This is a genomic window from Pseudomonas laurylsulfatiphila, assembly GCF_002934665.1.
In the GTDB taxonomy this organism is placed as follows: domain Bacteria; phylum Pseudomonadota; class Gammaproteobacteria; order Pseudomonadales; family Pseudomonadaceae; genus Aquipseudomonas; species Aquipseudomonas laurylsulfatiphila.
In genome coordinates, this window is sequence record NZ_NIRS01000001.1 from 306,193 (window position 1) to 323,804 (window position 17,612).

A 17,612-nucleotide genomic window follows, 5' to 3' on the forward strand; every position below is an offset into this window, starting at 1 on the left:
CACATGGGTTTTCTCGCCGGTAAGCGCGTACTGATCGTCGGTGTCGCCAGCAAGCTGTCCATCGCATCCGGCATTGCTGCCGCCATGCATCGCGAGGGCGCTGAGCTTGCCTTCACTTATCAGAACGACAAACTCAAGGGTCGTGTCGAAGAGTTCGCACAGAGCTGGGGTTCGAACCCTGAGCTGTGCTTCCCGTGCGACGTGGCCAGCGATGAAGAAATCGCCAAGGTCTTCGAAGCGCTGAGCAAGAAGTGGGACGGCCTGGACTGCATCGTGCACTCCGTCGGCTTCGCCCCGGGCGACCAACTGGACGGCGACTTCACCGAAGCCACCACCCGTGAAGGTTTCCGCATCGCTCACGACATCAGCGCCTACAGCTTCGTGGCCCTGGCCAAGGCCGGCCGCGAAATGATGAAAGGCCGCAACGGCAGCCTGCTGACCCTGTCGTACCTGGGCGCCGAGCGCACCATGCCGAACTACAACGTAATGGGCATGGCCAAGGCTTCCCTGGAAGCCGGCGTACGTTACCTGGCCGGCTCCCTGGGCCCGGACGGTACTCGCGTCAACTGCGTATCGGCAGGCCCGATCCGCACCCTCGCCGCTTCCGGCATCAAGAACTTCCGCAAGATGCTGGCCGCCAACGAAGCGCAAACTCCGCTGCGCCGCAACGTCACCATCGAAGAAGTCGGCAACGCCGGCGCCTTCCTGTGCTCGGACCTGGCGTCCGGCATCAGCGGTGAAATCATGTACGTGGACGGTGGCTTCAACACCACGGCCATGGGCAGCCTCGAAGAGTAATCTTCGGTCAGCCAATAAAAACCCGCCTCTATTGGCGGGTTTTTTATTCCCGTAATTTCAGACCTGATGTAATCCCCTGTGGGAGCGAGCTTGCTCGCGATGGCGATCTGTCAGTTGGCATCAATGGTGAATGTCAGTCCGATATCGCGAGCAAGCTGAACTGGTCAACTAATTTTGGACACCAGTTACGGTTTCATGCCGCCAGTTTCTCCATAGCTACCGGCGACCGGTAGTCGTTGTAGCTATGGAGCCTGACGTTGTTGTAACGCATCACATAACGCTGCACATCCACCCGCGCCTCATGTTCCGAGCGGTAGCCGTCTTCTGGTACCCACTCTGACTTGAGGCTTCCAAAGAAACGCTCCATCGGAGCGTTGTCCCAGCACTCACCTTTGCGACTCATGCTTTGCAGGAGGCCATGTTTGCGCATTTCTTTCCTGAATTTATGACTGGTGTATTGGCAGCCTTGGTCAGAGTGAAACAGCACCTCTTTTGGCCGGCCTCGCAGGTCGACCGCCATCCGCAACGCTTCGCAGGTCAGCGTGGCATCGGAAATCATCGAAAACGACCAGCCCACGATCCTGCGGGCAAACAGATCCAGCACCGCCGCGAAATACATCCAGCGCGTGCCGACTTTGATGTAGGTCACATCGCCGCACCACACTTGGTTAACCGCCGTGACATCAAACTTGCGCTTGAGCACATGCGGCGCCACCAGCGCCTCAACGCCGGAAGATTTGTACTTGTGCCGCCGCCGCTGATGACTGGCAACACCGGCTTCGCGCATCAAGCTACGAGCCATATGTCGCCCGACACGATGCCCCTTGGCTTGCAGTTCCTTGGACAGGGTGCGAGACCCTGCGGACGCTCTGGACTCCTGATGATGCTTGACCAGCACGGCCTTAAGTTTCTCCCGTTCAGGATTCACCTTGCCCTGGCGCTGACGCCAGGCGTAAAAGCTGCTGCGGGTGACTCCAAACGCCCGGCAGCAATTGTTAACGCCGTACTGCTCGTCCAGCTCATTGATCAGCGCGAATGATCTTTGGAGTCCAAAAGCAGGAGAGCACTGGCCTTTTTTAGGATTTCAATGTCCAGGTCTTTTTGCCTGAGCAACGCTTTGAGCTGCTGAATCTCCCGCTGATCGGCGGTGATTGCCTTGGCCCCCACCGGGGTCGAACCCAAGCGTTCTTTGCGAACCTGGTCGACCCAACGGCGCAAGGCCGTAGGGCCAATATCCAAACTGGCACAAACATCGGGAATTGACTGACCCTCGTCCAGCACCATGCTGGCGGCCTTGAGTTTGAACTCACTGGAATAAGATTTACGCATATCCAAACACCTCAGATTTGAGCGCCATCATAGCGCCCGATTGAAGTGTCCAAAATCATTAGGCCAGTTCAAGCTCGCTCCCACAGGGGTTATATTCAGTCAGCTATCGGCGTCAGGCATTGGGCAAACAACCGCTGAATCGCCTGATTACGCTGGCTGTAGCGCTGCAACAAGACAATTTCTCGATAGAAGGTCAGCTCGCCTAAGCGGATCACCCTGACCTTCGCCCCATGCTCCAGCCAAAGCCCCGCCTCCGGCAGCAGGGAAATCCCCAACCCACACTCGACCATTTTGACAATCGCCTCCAGTTCATCCAGCTCCAGTGCCCCGTGCACCTCGATCTGCTGTTCGCGCAAAAAACGCGTCACCAGTCGCCCGCCAAACGAATTGCGGTCGTAGCGCACATGCGGGTGCTCGGTGAGCAGTTGCAACGGATCATCGCCGTCCACGTCCGCCGGTACGATCAGCACGAACGGTTCCCGGCGTATCACCTGCGCGGACAACTCCTTGGGCAGTTCGAATGGCGGCTTGATCAGGATCGCCAGGTCCACTTCCCCGGTGTCCACCTGACTCAGCAGGTTCAGTGACACACCCGGCACCAGCTTGGGCTCCAGCAAGGGCGCCTGCTGGCGCAATCGCAGCAGTGCCTGGGGCAACAGTCCAGTCTGGGCGGTCGCCACCGCGCCGATTTTCAACTCGCCACGGTACTCGCTGACATCGTCACTGACCGCCATGCGGCTGAAGGTTTCGAGCATTTCCCGGGCCATCGGCAACGCACGCTGCCCCGCCGCATTGAGCAGCGCCTGGCGGCCGGTGCGGTCGAACAGACGGATGCCCAGGGCCTGTTCCAGGTTGCGAATCTGCGCGCTCACGGCCGACTGCGTCAGGCCGATGTGCATACCGGCCGCAGCGAAAGTGCCGTGACGCGCTACGGCGACAAAGGTTTTCAGTTCTCGCAGCATGGCGGCCTCGATTGATCGAAATAATTTGAGCTCGACGCAAAAATTATCGTCTTTCAATCAAAAAGCACAGGACTAAACTCAACACACGCCCACCCACCACCGAGGTTCGCCCGATGCAACTCTCCCCTTTTCACCTGGCCATTCCGGTCTACGACTTGCCCGCCGCCCGGCACTTTTATGGCACGGTGTTTGGCCTGGAAGAAGGTCGGTCGAGCGACCATTGGATCGATTTCAACTTTTTCGGCCATCAACTGGTGATTCACCTGGCGCCGAAAAACCCTTCGCAAGAAGCAGCTCATACCAATGCTGTCGATGGCCACGATGTGCCGGTGCCGCACTTTGGCGTGGTGCTCGGGATGGCGGAGTGGGAAGCACTGGCCGAGCGGCTGAAGTCACTGGGAACTCGCTTCGTGATTGAGCCGGGGATTCGTTTTCGGGGGCTGGTGGGCGAACAGGCGACGATGTTTCTGTTCGATCCTTGCGGGAATGCGCTGGAGTTCAAGGCGTTCAAGGATATTGGGCAGTTGTTTGCCAAATAGGCGGTGTCTGTCGGGACGCCATTGCTGGCAAGCCAGATCCTGCATTTGATTTTTGACAATGTTGAAAGAGCGGAAGATCAAGATCAAAAGATCGCAGCCTTCGGCAGCTCCTACAGGGGCGTGTGTTTAGCCGAACGGCGTACACAAACGCTCTTCACCACTCAACAGGCCGAGCGTTAGCTCGCCTGCCGCTCTTGATCTTGATCCACCCGCCCCCTCGGCAGGCTGAGTGGAGGTGTTCATCCGGGGATGGGCGCGCAGCGCCGTTCGACGCAGTCGAACTCATTGCATGTAGGTCGAAGCGAAGCCGACCGGAGGGCAATGCCCCCGGATGAATACCGCAGCGAAGGTACCCCGAGCCTCAGCGAGGGGCCGTACGTAAGGGGCGTGAAGGGATCAACCACATAGGTAACAGAAGAGTTCAGTCACATAGGTAACACCTGATCACTTATTTCTGATTACTTTGAGCGTCAGATAAGCGTCTTTGGCATCCCTTTCATCAACGCGGCCTAATACTACCGGTCCAAAAATGATGTCCCAAACACCCTCACTGACGCTCTCCAACCCAACCGTTTCATGCTTGAGCACGTAGCCGACATAGATTCTAAGCCTACCTTTGTTCACCACGCCGTTGGAGTCCGTCCGGTAAACCTCAACATGGCTTGGGTACCTCATCTCCGGCAGCTTGCCCGGATAAGGTCGTGAAGAGCTTGTGTAGCAAGAGCCGGGGGTTTTCTGCCCCAGCGCCTCATGAAGACGCTCATGATTGTAGTGCTGCATGAACAGATCGAAATGTTTCTGCTGGGCTCCCCACTCAATTTCCGGCGGCCTTGGCAACGTACTTTTCAGCGTGCGGTGCATGCGCTCATGCCGTCCGTTTTGCTCTGGTCGACCAGGTTGAATCCTTTCGTGAATGATGCCCAGACGGGCCCACCAGATGGACAACTGCGATAACCCGGCACGCCCACCGCTAGCAAAAGGGACACCGTTGTCGGTACGGATCCGCTCGGGCATTCCATGCATCTTAAATAGCCGCTCGAAGGTTGCCTTGGCGTCCTTGAAAGTCGTGCTGGGCATGCTTTCACACGCCAGTAGAAAGCGACTGGCGTGATCCATCACTGTCAGGGGGTAACACCAGACACCGTCTCCCGTCAGGTATTGGCCTTTGTAATCGGCGCTCCAGAGCTGGTTGGGAAGATCGGCTTTCTGAAGTGGCTTGGGATAGATGGCGACACGCTGACGTAAACGCCGTGGGGGCACCAGACCCGCCTTTTTAAGCACGTTGTAGATCGTGGTTTTCGAGGGCGGAGACTGATCTGGAAACCGTTCACTCAGGGCTGTCTGAATCTTCTTCGGGCCCGGTGTGGTTTGCCCTTGGCCGCGCAGCTCAAGAATGGCCTCCTTGACCGCAAACGGCACGGCCTGAGCCTGGGAGTGTCGCTTGCGACTGCACTCCGCCAAGCCATTAATGCTGTCCGCGTTGTAGCGGGCCACCCACTTGTAACCAGTCTTGCGACTGATGCTGTGAGCCGCACAGAGTTGACTGAAATTGAGTCGACCAGACAAATAATCGGCAATGAACATCACTTTCAGGTCCATAGGTTTCAGCTCTCGCCACGGCATGGTCAGATCCTCGGAATCGACCAGTGCCAGTTAAAAACTGTTACCTATGTGCTTGAACTGTTTTGTTACCTATGTGGGTGAGTCATACCGGCGAGACTTTTTGGTTCCTTTTGTGTCGTTTGACAAAAGGGACTCGCCGTAAGGGCGAAACCATAAGCCGCCGTTACCGAAGAAACGGATATGTACACAGTCCAGCCCTAACGGCTCATCACACTCTCAGCCTCCCCCAGCAGCTCCTCGATCGTGCCATGCACAACCGGGTCATATTCGACCTGGACAACACTGAAGCGAATGTCATAACTGCGATGCGCCGCAGCGTTGCGCTCGTCGAGTATCTCATTGAGTCGTGCCTTGATCGCCGCAGTCTCCACGGTGCCGGACCCGGTCAGCAGCGCCACGAAGCGGTCGCCTTCGAGCCGGCCGACCACATCGTTCTCACGAAAGCCGATACGCAGGACATCGGCGAAGGACTTGAGCGCATCGTCACCTTTGGCCCGGCCATACAGATAGCTGATGCGCTTGAACTCATCGAGGGAGAAGTACAGCAGCGTCGCCGGCGTCTCCAGCGTCCGGCAAGCGTCCAGCCCGAGCCGGGCCAGCGCGGTGAAGCCATGGCGATTGGACAGCAGCGTCAGCTCATCCATGCTTGCCATTTGCACGCCCGCCAGCTCTCGCTCGGCCTGGCGCGCCATTTCACGCAGCCGCTCCCGTTCTTGCTGTGGCGTGAGCAACGGGCGTGCGGATCGACCCGTTTTGCCCGTTTTGCCTGAGATCAACATCGTTCACTCCCTTTGCGGGTATGCACGTTAGAGTCGCCCATACTCGCATTGACTCCCCGCAAGCGTGCCGTTGGTCAGCTACCCGTCACCGGGCACGGCCCGCCTGCGTCGGCCCAGCGTTTGAATTGGCTGACGAAGATGTCGTGCGGTACCGGCACCGGCGCGCGATTGCCGCCCGGATTCCAGCCCCACAGCACCAGCTTGTCGTCGCTGACGTGCTTGATCAGCGCGGCGAAATCCCGGTCGCCGTTGCTGGCGCGATCCTTGATCATCGCGCACAGCCGGTCGGCCGGCAGGCCGATCCAGGCCATCCGCTGCGCTGCCGGCGGCAGGCTCCAGTGTGGCGCCCCGGGCGGCGCATGAGGACCATAACTGGCCGGTGGGTTGCTTTGCGCATGGCAGGTTGCACAGGGCAACCCGGCCGCGCCTTTGCCGTCCATGCCGCGAACCACATTCATGGCGTGAGGCACGCCGGCATCGAATTGCAGCGGCGAATCCCCGGGAATGTGGCAGTTCTGGCAACGCGGGCTCTGGAAGACCTTCTGCACGGTGTCGAACGCCTGCAAGGCCTCGCGGTCATCGGCAAACACGTGCGACGCGTAGGCTGCAAGACAGATCAGAATCACCGCCCCAAGCAACCAGTGATGACGTTTCATCTCACACTCCCGACAGTTGCAAGGGCAGCTCGCGCAGGCGCTGCCCGGTCAGGGCAAACACCGCGTTGGCCACCGCCGGTGCCGTGGGTGGCACACCGGCTTCGCCGATACCGCCGGGTTTGTCGCTGCTGGGCACGATATGCACTTCGACCACCGGCATTTCGTTGAGCCGCAGCACCTGATAGTCATGATAGTTGGACTGCACCACCTGCCCGTCCTTGAGCGTCAGCTTGCTGTGCAAGGCGAAGCTCAGGCCAAAGGTAATGCACGACTCCATCTGCGCAGCGATGCTCTGCGGGTTGACCGCAATGCCGCAATCCACCGCACACACCACCCGGTGCACACGGATGGCGAGATTGTCCTCGGACACCTCGGCCACCTGGGCCACGTAACTGCCGAACGATTCATGCACCGCCACACCCAGGGCATGGCCATCGGGCAGCGGCGCCGTCCAGTTGGCCTTCTCCACCGCCAGGTTCAACACACCGAGGTGGCGCGGATGGTCCTTGAGCAAGGTGCGCCGGTACTCCACCGGATCCTTGCCGGCCGCCGTCGCCAGCTCATCGATCAGCGACTCCATGACAAACGCCGTGTGGCTGTGACCCACCGAACGCAACCACAACACGCTGATGCCGGTTTGTGGCGAGTGCAGTTCGATCTGGTGATTGGCCAGCCCTCCGATGTAGGGGCTGTCGGCCACGCCCTCGACCGAGGTCTTGTCGATCCCGTCCTTGACCATGCTCGCTTCAAGCGAGGTCCCGGCCATGATCGACTGCCCGACCATCACATGCTTCCAGGCCAGCGGCAGGCCGTCAGCGCCCAGCCCGATACGCGCATGGTGCAGGAACGCCGAACGGTAATAGCCGCCACGGATGTCGTCCTCCCGCGCCCACACGGTTTTCACCGGCATACCGGCGGCCTTGGCGACATGCACCGCTTCGCTGACGAAGTCCGAGGTCGGATTGGCCCGGCGCCCGAAGCCGCCGCCGAGAAACTCGGTATGGATCTCGACCTGTTCGGGTTTGAGCCCGGTGATTTGCCCGGCCACCATTTGGTCCAGGGTCTGGAACTGAGTGCCGGTCCAGATTTCGCACTTGTCCTTGCTGATGCTCACGGTGCAGTTAAGCGGTTCCATCGGCGCGTGGGCCAGATAGGGCACGCTGTATTCGGCGTCGATGGTCTTGGCCGCTTTCGCCAGCGCAGCCGGGGTATCGCCCGCCTGGCCAGCGTTCAGGCCGGGGGTGGCGGCGAGCTTGCGGAAGCTTTCCAGCAGCGCCCGGCTATTGAGCCCCGCGTTCGGCCCCGGGTTCCACTCGACTTTCAGCGCATCGCGCCCCAGCTTCGCCGCCCAATAATGATCGGCAATCACCGCAATGCCCGTCGGCACTTGCACCACTTTGTGCACGCCGGGAATCGCCAGCGCCTCGGCGCCTTCAAAGGATTTGACGCTGCCGCCGAAGGTGGGCGAACGGGCGACCATCGCCGTCATCAGCCCATCGAACTGCACGTCCATGCCGAATTTCGCCCGACCGGTGATTTTCTCCGGTGTATCCAGACGCTGGGTGGGTTTACCGATCAGCCGCCAGTCTTTCGCGTCCTTGAGTTTGATCGAGGCCGGGTCCGGCGGTGGCAGCTGTCCGGCGTCATCGGCCAACTCGCCGTAGGTGGCGCGATGCTCACCGGCAACCACCACGCCCGACTCTGTATGAATTTCGGAGGGAGCAACGTTGAAACGCTTGGCCGCGGCATCGATCAACATCAAGCGCGCCGCCGCGCCGGCCTGACGATAGCGATCGAATTCCATCCAGGTCGAGGTCGAACCGCCGGTGATCTGCATCCCGCCAAACCCGGGCATGCCGTAATCGGCGGCCGATGCCGGGGAATGCTCGACGCGGATCTTCGACCAGTCGGCGTCCAGTTCCTCGGCAATCAGCATGGTCAGGCCGGTCCAGATGCCCTGGCCCATTTCCGAATGGCCGAGCAACACGGTGACGCTGTTGTCATTGCCAATGCGCAGGAAAGCGTTGGGCGCAAACACGTTGCCCTGATTCTCCGCGCCCAAGGCGAACCGGTGGGTGCCGGGCATGACAAATGCCACCACCAGCCCACCGCCCAGCACAGCACTGCCCTTGAGAAAGCCCCGGCGCGATAACGCGTTGATGCTGTTCATGGCCACCTCAACCCAGCTCGGCGGCGCGCTTGACCGCGGCGCGAATCCGCGGGTAAGTGCCGCAGCGGCAGATGTTGCCGGACAGCGCCTGATCGATGTCGCTGTCGGTCGGTTTTGGAATTTTCGCCAGCAACGCTACGGCCGACATGATCTGCCCGGACTGGCAGTAACCGCACTGGACCACGTCGAGCTCCGCCCAGGCCTGTTGCACCGGGTGCGAGCCGTCCGTCGACAGGCCTTCGATGGTGAGAATCTTTTGTCCATGGGCGACCGCGGTGGCCGGTGTGATGCAGGAGCGTAGCGGCGCGCCGTCGACGTGCACCGTGCAGGCTCCACATTGGGCCATGCCGCAACCGAACTTGGTGCCGGTGAGGTGGGCGACATCGCGCAAGACCCAGAGCAACGGCATGTCGGCGGGGACATCCAGCTCCTGATCCTGGCCATTGATGTTCAGGGTGAGCATGGCGCGGTTCCTCAGACTCACGGTGATCTGAAGGGGCGTCGCTGCAGCCTTGTACAACCTGCGCGCGCCTCGGGTTATCCCTTCAGCTAAGCGCAGATTTGCCGCCAGACCTTGGCGCATCGACCACCGGTCATGCAATGGCCGCCTCGATGGGCGGCCCTGGAACCCTTCGCTAGAGCCTTGGCCCCAATAAAATCCCAGTGTAGCGCCAGACAAACAGCGCAAAAGCGCTACACCACAGCAACGCCGACAGCGCCAATCCGAGACTGGAAAAAGGCACCAACCCTACCCGGCACGCCCCCGCCAGCAACACCAGGACAAACCCCGCAACTACTGCCCCGGACGGCTGCAGCAAACGCCCGGTATGCCCCAGGCTGACCCGCGCGATCATCGCCAGAATCAACCCGCCGATACCGCCGACGGCCAGCGCGTGGGTGGCCAGGCTTTGTTGCGCCAGCCAGCCCAGGTGCCACAGCGCCATGGCCAGCGTCGCCACGGCGAGCCAGGCGTAAGCCAGGTACAGCGACCACAGCAGCGGCACGCGCCACAGGCCGCGGTCACGCCAACGCCACAGGCGCAGCAGATGCAAAGCGCTGATCAACGCAAACAGCAGTGCCAGCCACACACGGGGCACGTCATTCAAACCGGCGGCAAAGGACAGCGCCGCCAGCATGGCGCTGACCAGCAGCACCTTGCCCGGCAACGGATGGGCCGCAGGCGTTGCCGGGCGGTTCAAGCCGCGCTGGATAAAGAACGGAATCACCCGCCCGCCAATCACGCTCATCAGCGCACCGACCAGCCACAGGGCAGCCAGCACGCCATGCCGCTGCAGGTTGCCGTCATCAATGGCAATCCCCAGCAACGTCAACGCCTGACACCCGGCCAGCAGCGACACCATCAACAGAATCGGATAATTCTCGCGCTTGCCCGCAGCCAGCAGGTCGCGCCCCAACGCCCACGCCAGCAGCGGCAGAAAAGGCACCTGCAAGGCCAGGAGCAAGGATGCAGGCATCGGCAGGCACCAAGCCAGTCGCGCCAGCAACCACACCAGCACCAGGCCGATCAGCGGCCAGCCCTTGAGCCCCGGTCGACCTGTCCAGTTCGGTACCGCGGTCAGGAGGAACCCGGCAATGATGGCTGCGGCAAAGCCGAAGGGCATTTCATGTCGATGCCAGGCCAGCATGCCGCCCACGGGTTGCGCTTGGGGTAAACGGCCGTATAGCCACACTGCCCAGACCGCCACGGCGAGGGTGGCGAACCCGGCTCCGGCCAGAAAGAACGGCCGAAAACCAACACTGAAAAGCGCTGCAGCGCCAAGCCGACGCATCAAGCCACCACCCGGACCAAGTCTCGGCTCAGGCGATATTGGGAAAGCAGGCGCATGACATAACCGATTTTCAACAGGGTCGGGCCGAGAATGGTCATGGCGTGCAGGCTCACCAGCACGACGATCGGAAGCTGACCGTCGTAGAGATAGGCGCCGTAGATGCCGGCCAGCAGCATCGCCAGGCCAGCGCCGAGCACACGGCTCGACAGTTGAAGAACGTTCTGAGGGTGGCTGAAGAAGTCGAACATTTTGCGTACTCCTGAAGGCGTTCAGTTGTACGTTGCCTGCATCATGTTTCGTGCCAATGAGCTAACTCCCTGCAAATCAATGACTTCAAAGATCCGCAGTCAATTTGACTCATAGCAGAAATAGTCTTTATGACACACACAGGTGTCATAAAGACTGCAAATTCATTCGAGCCCGGATCGAATTCTGTAAAAGCAAACCAATATCATTTGCACACCCATAGGCCTTTTGCTTTAATCGCGATCAATTCTTATTTACACAGGCAGGCGGATCGCCCATGGACATGTGCTCACGATGACGGTTGCCGACTCCTCCAGCGTCCAGAACCTCTACGCCAGCCACCACCACTGGCTGCACGAGTTGCTGCGCCGACGCTTGAACAATGCGTTCGATGCCGCAGACCTGGCCCATGACACCTTCATACGGGTGCTCAAATGTCCTCAGGTGTTTGACGGGGAAACCCACGAACGCTCTTACCTGGCGACCATCGCCCGCGGCCTGTGCATTGACCACTGGCGTCGTCGCCATCTGGAACGGGCCTGGCTCGAGACCCTGGCCGCGCAGCCCCAGGCCGTCCAGCCTTCGCCAGAGCAGCGGGCGATCATCGTCGAAACCCTGTACGAAGTGGATGCCATGCTGCAGCGCTTGCCCCAGCGGGTGCGTGATGCGTTCGTTCTGGCGCAGGTTCATGGGCTGCCCTACCGAAACATTGCCGAAGAAATCGGCGTGAGCGAGCGCATGGTGAAAAAGTACCTGGCCCAGGCGCTGATGCATTGCGCAATGCTCGAAGCCGAACTCGACGGCCTGCTGATTCAATGACCCGTGCCGCCACCAACGCCATCAGCCACGCCAGCCTCGAACAGGCGGCCAGCTGGTACGTGCAACTCAACGACCAGCACGCCAGCGAGCAGGAACGCGAGCATTGGCAAGCCTGGCTGGCGCAAAGCGGCGAGCATCAGGCCGCGTGGCACTATGTCGAGCGTGTGAGCCAGCGCTTTGCCGCGCTACAGGACAATCATCAACAAGCGGCCGGCCACGTGTTACGCAACAGCGGGCGCTCCTCCATCAGCCGCCGCCAGACGATCAAGAGCCTGCTGGTCCTGGTGTCGGGCAGTTGGCTCGGCTGGAGCGCATGGCGGCAAGGCGCCCTGCCGCTGTCCCTGGCCCGCTGGACCGCCGACCTCTCCACCGGCACCGGCGAAACCCGGGAAACCCGGCTCAGCGACGGCAGCCGGATCTGGCTCAACGCCCTCAGCGCGTTGGATGTACGTTTCGACACCGCACAACGGTTGTTGCTGTTGCAGGCCGGAGAGGTGTTGATCGACACCGCCAGCGACACGAGCCGCCCGCTGCTGGTGCAAACCGTCGAGGGCCGCCTGCGCGCGCTGGGTACGCGTTTCAGCGTGCGCCAGGAAGACCGGCAAACGCTGTTGAATGTCTACGAAGGCGCAGTTGAAGTCCACACCACCCAGGGTCAGGTGCAGGTGGTCAAGGCCGGACAGCAGCTGTGTTTTACACAAGACCACACGCCGACACCGACCGCTGCGTCGGCCGGCCGCGAAGCCTGGCGCCGCGGCCTGTTGCTGGCGGACAACCTGCCGCTGGGGCAGTTGCTCGAAGAACTGAGCCGCTATCGTCCCGGGCATCTGGGATGTGACCCGGCGGTGGCCGGGCTGCCGGTCATGGGTGCGTTCCCGCTCAAGGACACCGATCAGGCCTTGCGCCTGCTGGAAGCGGCATTGCCGGTCCGGGTGCAGAAGCCACTGGAGTGGTGGGTCAACGTAGGCCCGAAAACCTGATGAGGGTTTTTTCCGGCGCATCGGTTCCCTTTTGTCTTTTTCGCTCGGTTAATCCTTCAAGCACTTCGAATGCAGATTGATCCGACCTCCGGGAACTCCATGCCGCGCGCCACCCTTACTCGCCAGCGCTTCGCCTTGCATCCGCTGGTGTTGGCACTGGCGGTGATCTTGCCGGGCCTTGACGTGTCGCGCAGTCAAGCCGCTCCTCTGGTCGAGAGCGAACAACCCGGCAGCCAGACACACCATTACGCAATCGCCGGCGGATCGCTGGTGAGCGTTCTCAACCGCTTTGCCGAACAGGCCGGGATCTTTCTCGCCGGACACAATGAACTCGCTGTCGGCAAACGCAGCCCTGGCCTCAACGGTGTCTACAGCCAGCAGCAAGCGTTGCAACGACTGCTGCAAGGCAGCGGCCTGCAAGCGCAACGCCAGGGGAACGGCGGGTATGTGCTGCACGCCGCCCCCGTCATACAAGGCCCGCTGGAACTGGGGGCGACCAACATTTCCGGGCAGGCACCCGGGACCATCAGCGAAGTCTCCCATTCCTACACCGTCGGCTCGACGTCTTCAGCCACCGGCCTGCCGCTGTCGCTGCGCGAGACGCCGCAATCAGTCACGGTCATCACCCGCCAACTCATGGACGACCAGGGCGCCACCAGCATCGTCGACGCCCTGCGCCGCGCGCCCGGCATCAGCGTGCAAAACTACGACAGCGAGCGCTGGGAGTTCTCCAGCCGTGGCCTGCCGATCACCAACTTCCAGTACGACGGCGTCAATACCGACTACGACGGTGTCTACGACTACGGCACCACCAGCACCGACATGGCCCCCTATGACCGCGTCGAAATCATCAAGGGCGCGACCGGCCTGATGACCGGGGCGGGTGATCCCTCGGCAACCGTCAACCTGATTCGCAAGCGCCCGACCCAAGCATTCAAAGCCTCGGTCAGCGGCACCGTCGGTTCCTGGGACAACTATCGCAGTGAGGGCGATATATCCGGACCGCTGAGCGCCAGCGCCAATGTCCGCGGGCGTCTGGTCGGGGTCTATCAGGACCGCAGCGCCTACGTCGATCACTACCGCAACACCAGGGACATCGCCTACGGCATTGTCGAAGCCGACTTGACCCCGGACACCCTCGTCACCCTCGGTATCGACCAGCAAGACACCCGCTCCCGGGGCGCCAGCTGGACCGGTTTCCCGATGTACTACAGCGACGGCTCGCGCACCGATTTCTCCCGTTCCTTCAACCCGGCCACCGACTGGAGCCGTCGCGATTTCACCAACCAGACGCTGTTCGCCAACGTGCAGCAACAACTGGCCAACGACTGGGCACTCAAGGTCAGTTACGACCGCAAGCACCGCCAGCACGATACCTTCCTCGCCTCCGCCAGTGGCGGCAACCCGGACCCGGTCAGCGGTGACGGCATGTTCATGTACATGGGCAAGTTCAAGGGCGACCAGGTGCAGGACAACGTCGACGTCAACCTGAGCGGTCCGTTCACCCTGGCAGGTCGCGAGCACGAACTGATCGCCGGGTTCATGTCGATGAACACGCGCCAGGACATCCCGGTTTACGGTTCGGTGTACCCGCCGGTGGACGGCAGCATCTTCGACTGGCGCGGCGAGTTTGCCAAACCCGAGATCCCGCGGGTGGGCACCGACGACATCGTCCAGCGCCAGACCGGCGCCTACCTGGCCGCCCGGCTCAAACCCGTCGACGACCTGGCGCTGATCCTCGGCGCGCGTGTCAGCAACTTCAGCGGACACGACGACCTGGACTACAGTGACCCGCACAGCGCCGACCTGCGCGACAGCTATCGCCAGAGCGGTGTCGTCACGCCTTACGCCGGGCTTGTCTGTGATCTCGACGACACCTGGTCGGTGTACACCAGCTACACCAGCATCTATCAGCCGCAAATGAGCAAGGACGCCAACCGGCAACTGCTCGATCCGGTACAGGGCAAAAGTCTTGAAGCAGGCATCAAGGCCGAATACTTTGGCGGACGCCTGAACGCCAGCTTCACCCTGTACCGCATCGAACAGGACAACATCGCCGAACATGTGAGTGGCGTTGATACCGAGTCGGTGTACCGCGCCGTCCAGGGCGCCACCACCCAAGGCTTCGAGTTCGAACTGGCCGGCGAATTGCGCGACGGCTGGAACCTGTCGGCCGGCTACACCTACAACCACACCCGCGATGCCCAGGGTGATTACGTCTACGGTTCGGTGCTGCAAACCACGGCACCGGAACAGCTGTTGCGGGTCTTCAGCACCTACCGCCTGCCAGGCGCGTGGGACGGGCTCACCGTCGGCGCCGGCGTGAACTGGCAAAGCGAATTCTTCGGCAAGGTGTTCCGTCCCGACCCCGCCGATACGGTCAACTTCGGTCAGTACACGACGATCACCCAACCGGGCTACGCCCTGGTGGACGTGATGGCGCGCTATCACTTCAACGAGCACCTGAGCACTACGCTGAACGTGAAGAACCTGTTCGATAAAACCTACTACACCGGGCTGGGCAACTTCGGCACCGGGTTTTATGGCGAACCGCGCACCGTGCAACTGACCACCCGGTGGGCGTTCTGATCGCGCCCTGAAACGGCTGTTTGGCGATCTACGGTACTGCCGACCCCACTCAGGCTGGCTACGCTGTATTCCTGCATGCATAACCTGCCGAGGAGTGCCCGCCATGCAACGCGTACAAAAACTCACGCCCTGCCTGTGGTTCGACGATCAGGCCGAAGCAGCGGCGAAGTTCTATTGCTCGATCTTCGACCATTCGAAAATCACCGCCATCACCCATTACGGCCGCGCCGGTTTCGAGTTCCACGGCCGGCCCGAAGGCTCGGTCATGACCGTCAGCTTCGAACTCGACGGCCAGAGTTTCACCGGCCTCAACGGCGGCCCCCTGTTCAAGTTCACTGAGGCGGTTTCGTTCCAGGTCAATTGCGTGAGCCAGGAAGAAGTCGACCATTACTGGGGCAACCTGTCGGCCGGCGGAGCACCCGAGGCCCAGCAATGTGGTTGGCTGAAAGACAAGTTCGGGCTGTCGTGGCAGATCGTCCCCGTCGCGATGATGGACATGCTCAAAGACCCCGACACGAAAAAATCCCAGCGAGCCATGCAGGCGATGATGCAAATGAAAAAACTCGATATCGCCACACTGCAACGAGCCTTTGACGGCGAGAGCTAATACACTCGGACGCTGACCTGCCGAGGAGAGAGCATGAAGCACGCCGTTGCAAAGAACGCCGACAAGGCCCCGCGCTTCTGGCGCGATGACGCCCTGCCCTTCATCGAAGCCCGCGCAATCGCCGACGGGCGCGAGGTCTGCTACACCAGGCACGCCCACGAGCACTTCTCCATAGGGGCGATCACCGCCGGGCGCAGCACCTATCTCCATGAGCAGTCAGCCTTCGAGGTCAGCGCCGGCACGGTGGTGCTGATGAACCCCGGCGACGTGCACGCCTGCAACCCGATCGAAGACCAACCCTGGTCGTACCTGATGCTGTACGTCGATACGCCGTGGCTGACCGATTTGCAGCACCAGCTCGGGTTCAGCGATGACGCGGCGTTTCGCCGTTTTTCAGCGACCCATACGCGGGATGCCAATCTGTTTGCCGGCCTCGCGGGCTTGTATGAAGTGCTGGTCGACCCGCAGCAGGATGTCCTGCGCAAACACAGCGTGGCCGTGGAGTTTTTCACTGACGTGCAGCTACGACTCAACCCGGTCGATCAACCGCTGCGCGAACCCAATTTCAAGCTCGAGCGTGCCGCCGATTACATCCGCGACCACTGCACGCAAACCCTCAGGCTCGAAGATATTTGCGAGGCGGCGCAATTGTCACCGTCCTACCTGATCCGCGCCTTCAAACAGCATTACGGCATGACGCCCCACGCGTTCCTGGTGAACCGGCGCATCCAGTTCGCCCAGGATCAATTGCGCAGCGGCAAGCTGATCGCGGACGTGGCACTGGAAGCGGGGTTCGCCGATCAGGCGCATTTTCAACGGGCGTTTAAACAGCATCTGGCGGCGACACCGGGGCAGTATCGCGGTTGAGTCTTTGGTTTAGGTCGACTCTTGGGTTCGGCTGAATCTGTGGCGAGGGAGCTTGTCGGATCGCCGCACCGTCCCGCTCGACGGCGAAGCCGTCGCAAAACCTGCCTACATGATTGACCTGAAGAAAAGCGGGGGCCGCTTCGCAGCCCAGCGGGAGCAAGCTCCCTCGCCACAAAAGCTGCAGTGACTGCCGTTACGGCAACACCAGATACACCGCACTCACCACCAACAACGCCGCCATAACCCGATTGAACAACCGCATCCCCGCCGGGTTGTGCAGGAAGCCGCGCAAAAACGTCCCGGCATAAGCCCAGCAACCCACCGACACATAGCAGATCACCAGATAAATCGCGGCAAACTGCCAGACCAGACGTGCCTCGCCATCGGCGACAAACGCGCCCATGCCGGCCACGCAGGCCAGCCAGGCCTTGGGGTTGAGCCATTGCATGATGGCGCCATACAGCATTGACGGGGCCTGCGCCGACTCACTGGCTTGCACCTGCCCATTGTCGGCCGCCAGCTTGAAGGCCATGTACAACAGAAAGGCTACGCCGGCCCATTGCACCCCCTGGGTCAACGCCGGCCACTGTTGCAACAACTCATGCAGGCCCAGCCCCATCAGCACCAACAGCAGGACAAACCCCAGCGTGGCCCCGGCCACGTGACGCTGGCTGGCCCGGAAGCCAAACCGCGCGCCGGCGCTCAACGCCACAATATTGACCGGCCCCGGCGTGATGGACGCGACCAGCGCAAACGCCGCCATGGACATCATCAGACTCATTGCACACCTTCTTCCATCGAGTTGAACAAGGCCCTCAAGGTAAAGAGCCGAGCGGCTCGCGTATTGAACAAAACTGC

General features: G+C 61.3%; 18 protein-coding genes. 7 read left to right on the top strand and 11 right to left on the bottom strand.

Features of this window, described 5'->3' with window-relative positions:
* Positions 1-3: 3 nt before the first annotated feature.
* Positions 4-798, top strand: a complete 795-nt coding sequence (gene fabI, locus CD175_RS01355) for an enoyl-ACP reductase FabI (RefSeq protein ID WP_104447352.1) — start codon at positions 4-6, stop codon at positions 796-798.
* Positions 799-991: 193 nt separating this feature from the next.
* Here fabI and CD175_RS01360 read toward each other — a convergent pair whose 3' ends face one another.
* The 3 genes from CD175_RS01360 to CD175_RS01365 all read right to left on the bottom strand — a co-directional run bounded on the left by CD175_RS01360 (position 992) and on the right by CD175_RS01365 (position 3,089).
* Complete coding sequence (locus tag CD175_RS01360) at positions 992-1,828, bottom strand: IS3 family transposase (protein WP_338066200.1); 837 nt, start codon at positions 1,826-1,828, stop codon at positions 992-994.
* Complete coding sequence (locus CD175_RS31510; RefSeq protein WP_240628910.1) at positions 1,825-2,127, bottom strand: transposase; 303 nt, start codon at positions 2,125-2,127, stop codon at positions 1,825-1,827. Before CD175_RS31510 ends, CD175_RS01360 begins: the two co-directional genes overlap by 4 nt.
* 95 nt (positions 2,128-2,222) lie before the next feature.
* Positions 2,223-3,089 carry a LysR family transcriptional regulator gene (locus CD175_RS01365; RefSeq protein ID WP_104447353.1) on the bottom strand — a complete coding sequence of 289 codons (867 nt, stop codon included), beginning with the start codon at positions 3,087-3,089 and terminating at the stop codon, positions 2,223-2,225.
* Positions 3,090-3,202: 113 nt separating this feature from the next.
* Between CD175_RS01365 and CD175_RS01370 the strand changes: the two genes are divergently transcribed.
* On the top strand, positions 3,203-3,628 hold the full coding sequence (locus CD175_RS01370; RefSeq protein WP_104447354.1) for a VOC family protein: 426 nt from the start codon (positions 3,203-3,205) through the stop codon (positions 3,626-3,628).
* A 444-nt stretch (positions 3,629-4,072) separates the two neighbouring features.
* Here the strand turns inward: CD175_RS01370 and CD175_RS01380 are convergent, their stop codons facing one another.
* The 7 genes from CD175_RS01380 to CD175_RS01410 form a co-directional block, all read right to left on the bottom strand.
* Entirely contained in the window at positions 4,073-5,251 is a 1,179-nt protein-coding gene (locus tag CD175_RS01380; RefSeq protein WP_104447355.1) for an integrase core domain-containing protein, read from the bottom strand.
* Positions 5,252-5,448: 197 nt separating this feature from the next.
* Positions 5,449-6,030 carry a GGDEF domain-containing protein gene (locus CD175_RS01385; RefSeq protein WP_104447356.1) on the bottom strand — a complete coding sequence of 194 codons (582 nt, stop codon included), beginning with the start codon at positions 6,028-6,030 and terminating at the stop codon, positions 5,449-5,451.
* 74 nt (positions 6,031-6,104) lie between these two features.
* Complete coding sequence (locus tag CD175_RS01390; RefSeq protein WP_104447357.1) at positions 6,105-6,686, bottom strand: hypothetical protein; 582 nt, start codon at positions 6,684-6,686, stop codon at positions 6,105-6,107.
* Between the two features lies 1 nt (position 6,687).
* On the bottom strand, positions 6,688-8,856 hold the full coding sequence (locus CD175_RS01395) for a xanthine dehydrogenase family protein molybdopterin-binding subunit (RefSeq protein WP_104447358.1): 2,169 nt from the start codon (positions 8,854-8,856) through the stop codon (positions 6,688-6,690).
* 7 nt (positions 8,857-8,863) lie between these two features.
* Positions 8,864-9,319 (bottom strand): (2Fe-2S)-binding protein, encoded by a 456-nt coding sequence (locus CD175_RS01400; protein WP_104447359.1) that lies wholly within the window; start codon positions 9,317-9,319, stop codon positions 8,864-8,866.
* A gap of 172 nt (positions 9,320-9,491) precedes the next feature.
* On the bottom strand, positions 9,492-10,646 hold the full coding sequence (locus CD175_RS01405) for an NnrS family protein (RefSeq protein WP_104447360.1): 1,155 nt from the start codon (positions 10,644-10,646) through the stop codon (positions 9,492-9,494).
* A complete protein-coding gene (locus CD175_RS01410) occupies positions 10,646-10,894 on the bottom strand; it encodes a transmembrane sensor/regulator PpyR (RefSeq protein ID WP_104447361.1) in 249 nt (82 codons plus the stop codon). The genes CD175_RS01405 and CD175_RS01410 overlap by 1 nt, the downstream gene beginning before the upstream one ends.
* 292 nt (positions 10,895-11,186) lie before the next feature.
* Between CD175_RS01410 and CD175_RS01415 the strand changes: the two genes are divergently transcribed.
* From CD175_RS01415 to CD175_RS01435, 5 genes are all read left to right on the top strand, one after another.
* The gene (locus CD175_RS01415; protein WP_104447362.1) at positions 11,187-11,711 is read left to right on the top strand and encodes a sigma-70 family RNA polymerase sigma factor; all 525 of its coding nucleotides are present in this window, start codon (positions 11,187-11,189) and stop codon (positions 11,709-11,711) included.
* Positions 11,708-12,691, top strand: coding sequence for a FecR domain-containing protein (locus tag CD175_RS01420; protein ID WP_104447363.1), 984 nt, complete (start codon positions 11,708-11,710; stop codon positions 12,689-12,691). The genes CD175_RS01415 and CD175_RS01420 overlap by 4 nt, the downstream gene beginning before the upstream one ends.
* Positions 12,692-12,790: 99 nt before the next feature.
* The gene (locus CD175_RS01425) at positions 12,791-15,280 is read left to right on the top strand and encodes a TonB-dependent siderophore receptor (RefSeq protein WP_104448056.1); all 2,490 of its coding nucleotides are present in this window, start codon (positions 12,791-12,793) and stop codon (positions 15,278-15,280) included.
* A gap of 103 nt (positions 15,281-15,383) precedes the next feature.
* Positions 15,384-15,887, top strand: coding sequence for a VOC family protein (locus tag CD175_RS01430; protein ID WP_104447364.1), 504 nt, complete (start codon positions 15,384-15,386; stop codon positions 15,885-15,887).
* Between the two features lie 33 nt (positions 15,888-15,920).
* The gene (locus CD175_RS01435; RefSeq protein WP_104447365.1) at positions 15,921-16,754 is read left to right on the top strand and encodes an AraC family transcriptional regulator; all 834 of its coding nucleotides are present in this window, start codon (positions 15,921-15,923) and stop codon (positions 16,752-16,754) included.
* A 193-nt stretch (positions 16,755-16,947) separates the two neighbouring features.
* Here the strand turns inward: CD175_RS01435 and CD175_RS01440 are convergent, their stop codons facing one another.
* Complete coding sequence (locus CD175_RS01440; protein ID WP_104447366.1) at positions 16,948-17,535, bottom strand: LysE family translocator; 588 nt, start codon at positions 17,533-17,535, stop codon at positions 16,948-16,950.
* Positions 17,536-17,612 lie beyond the last annotated feature (77 nt).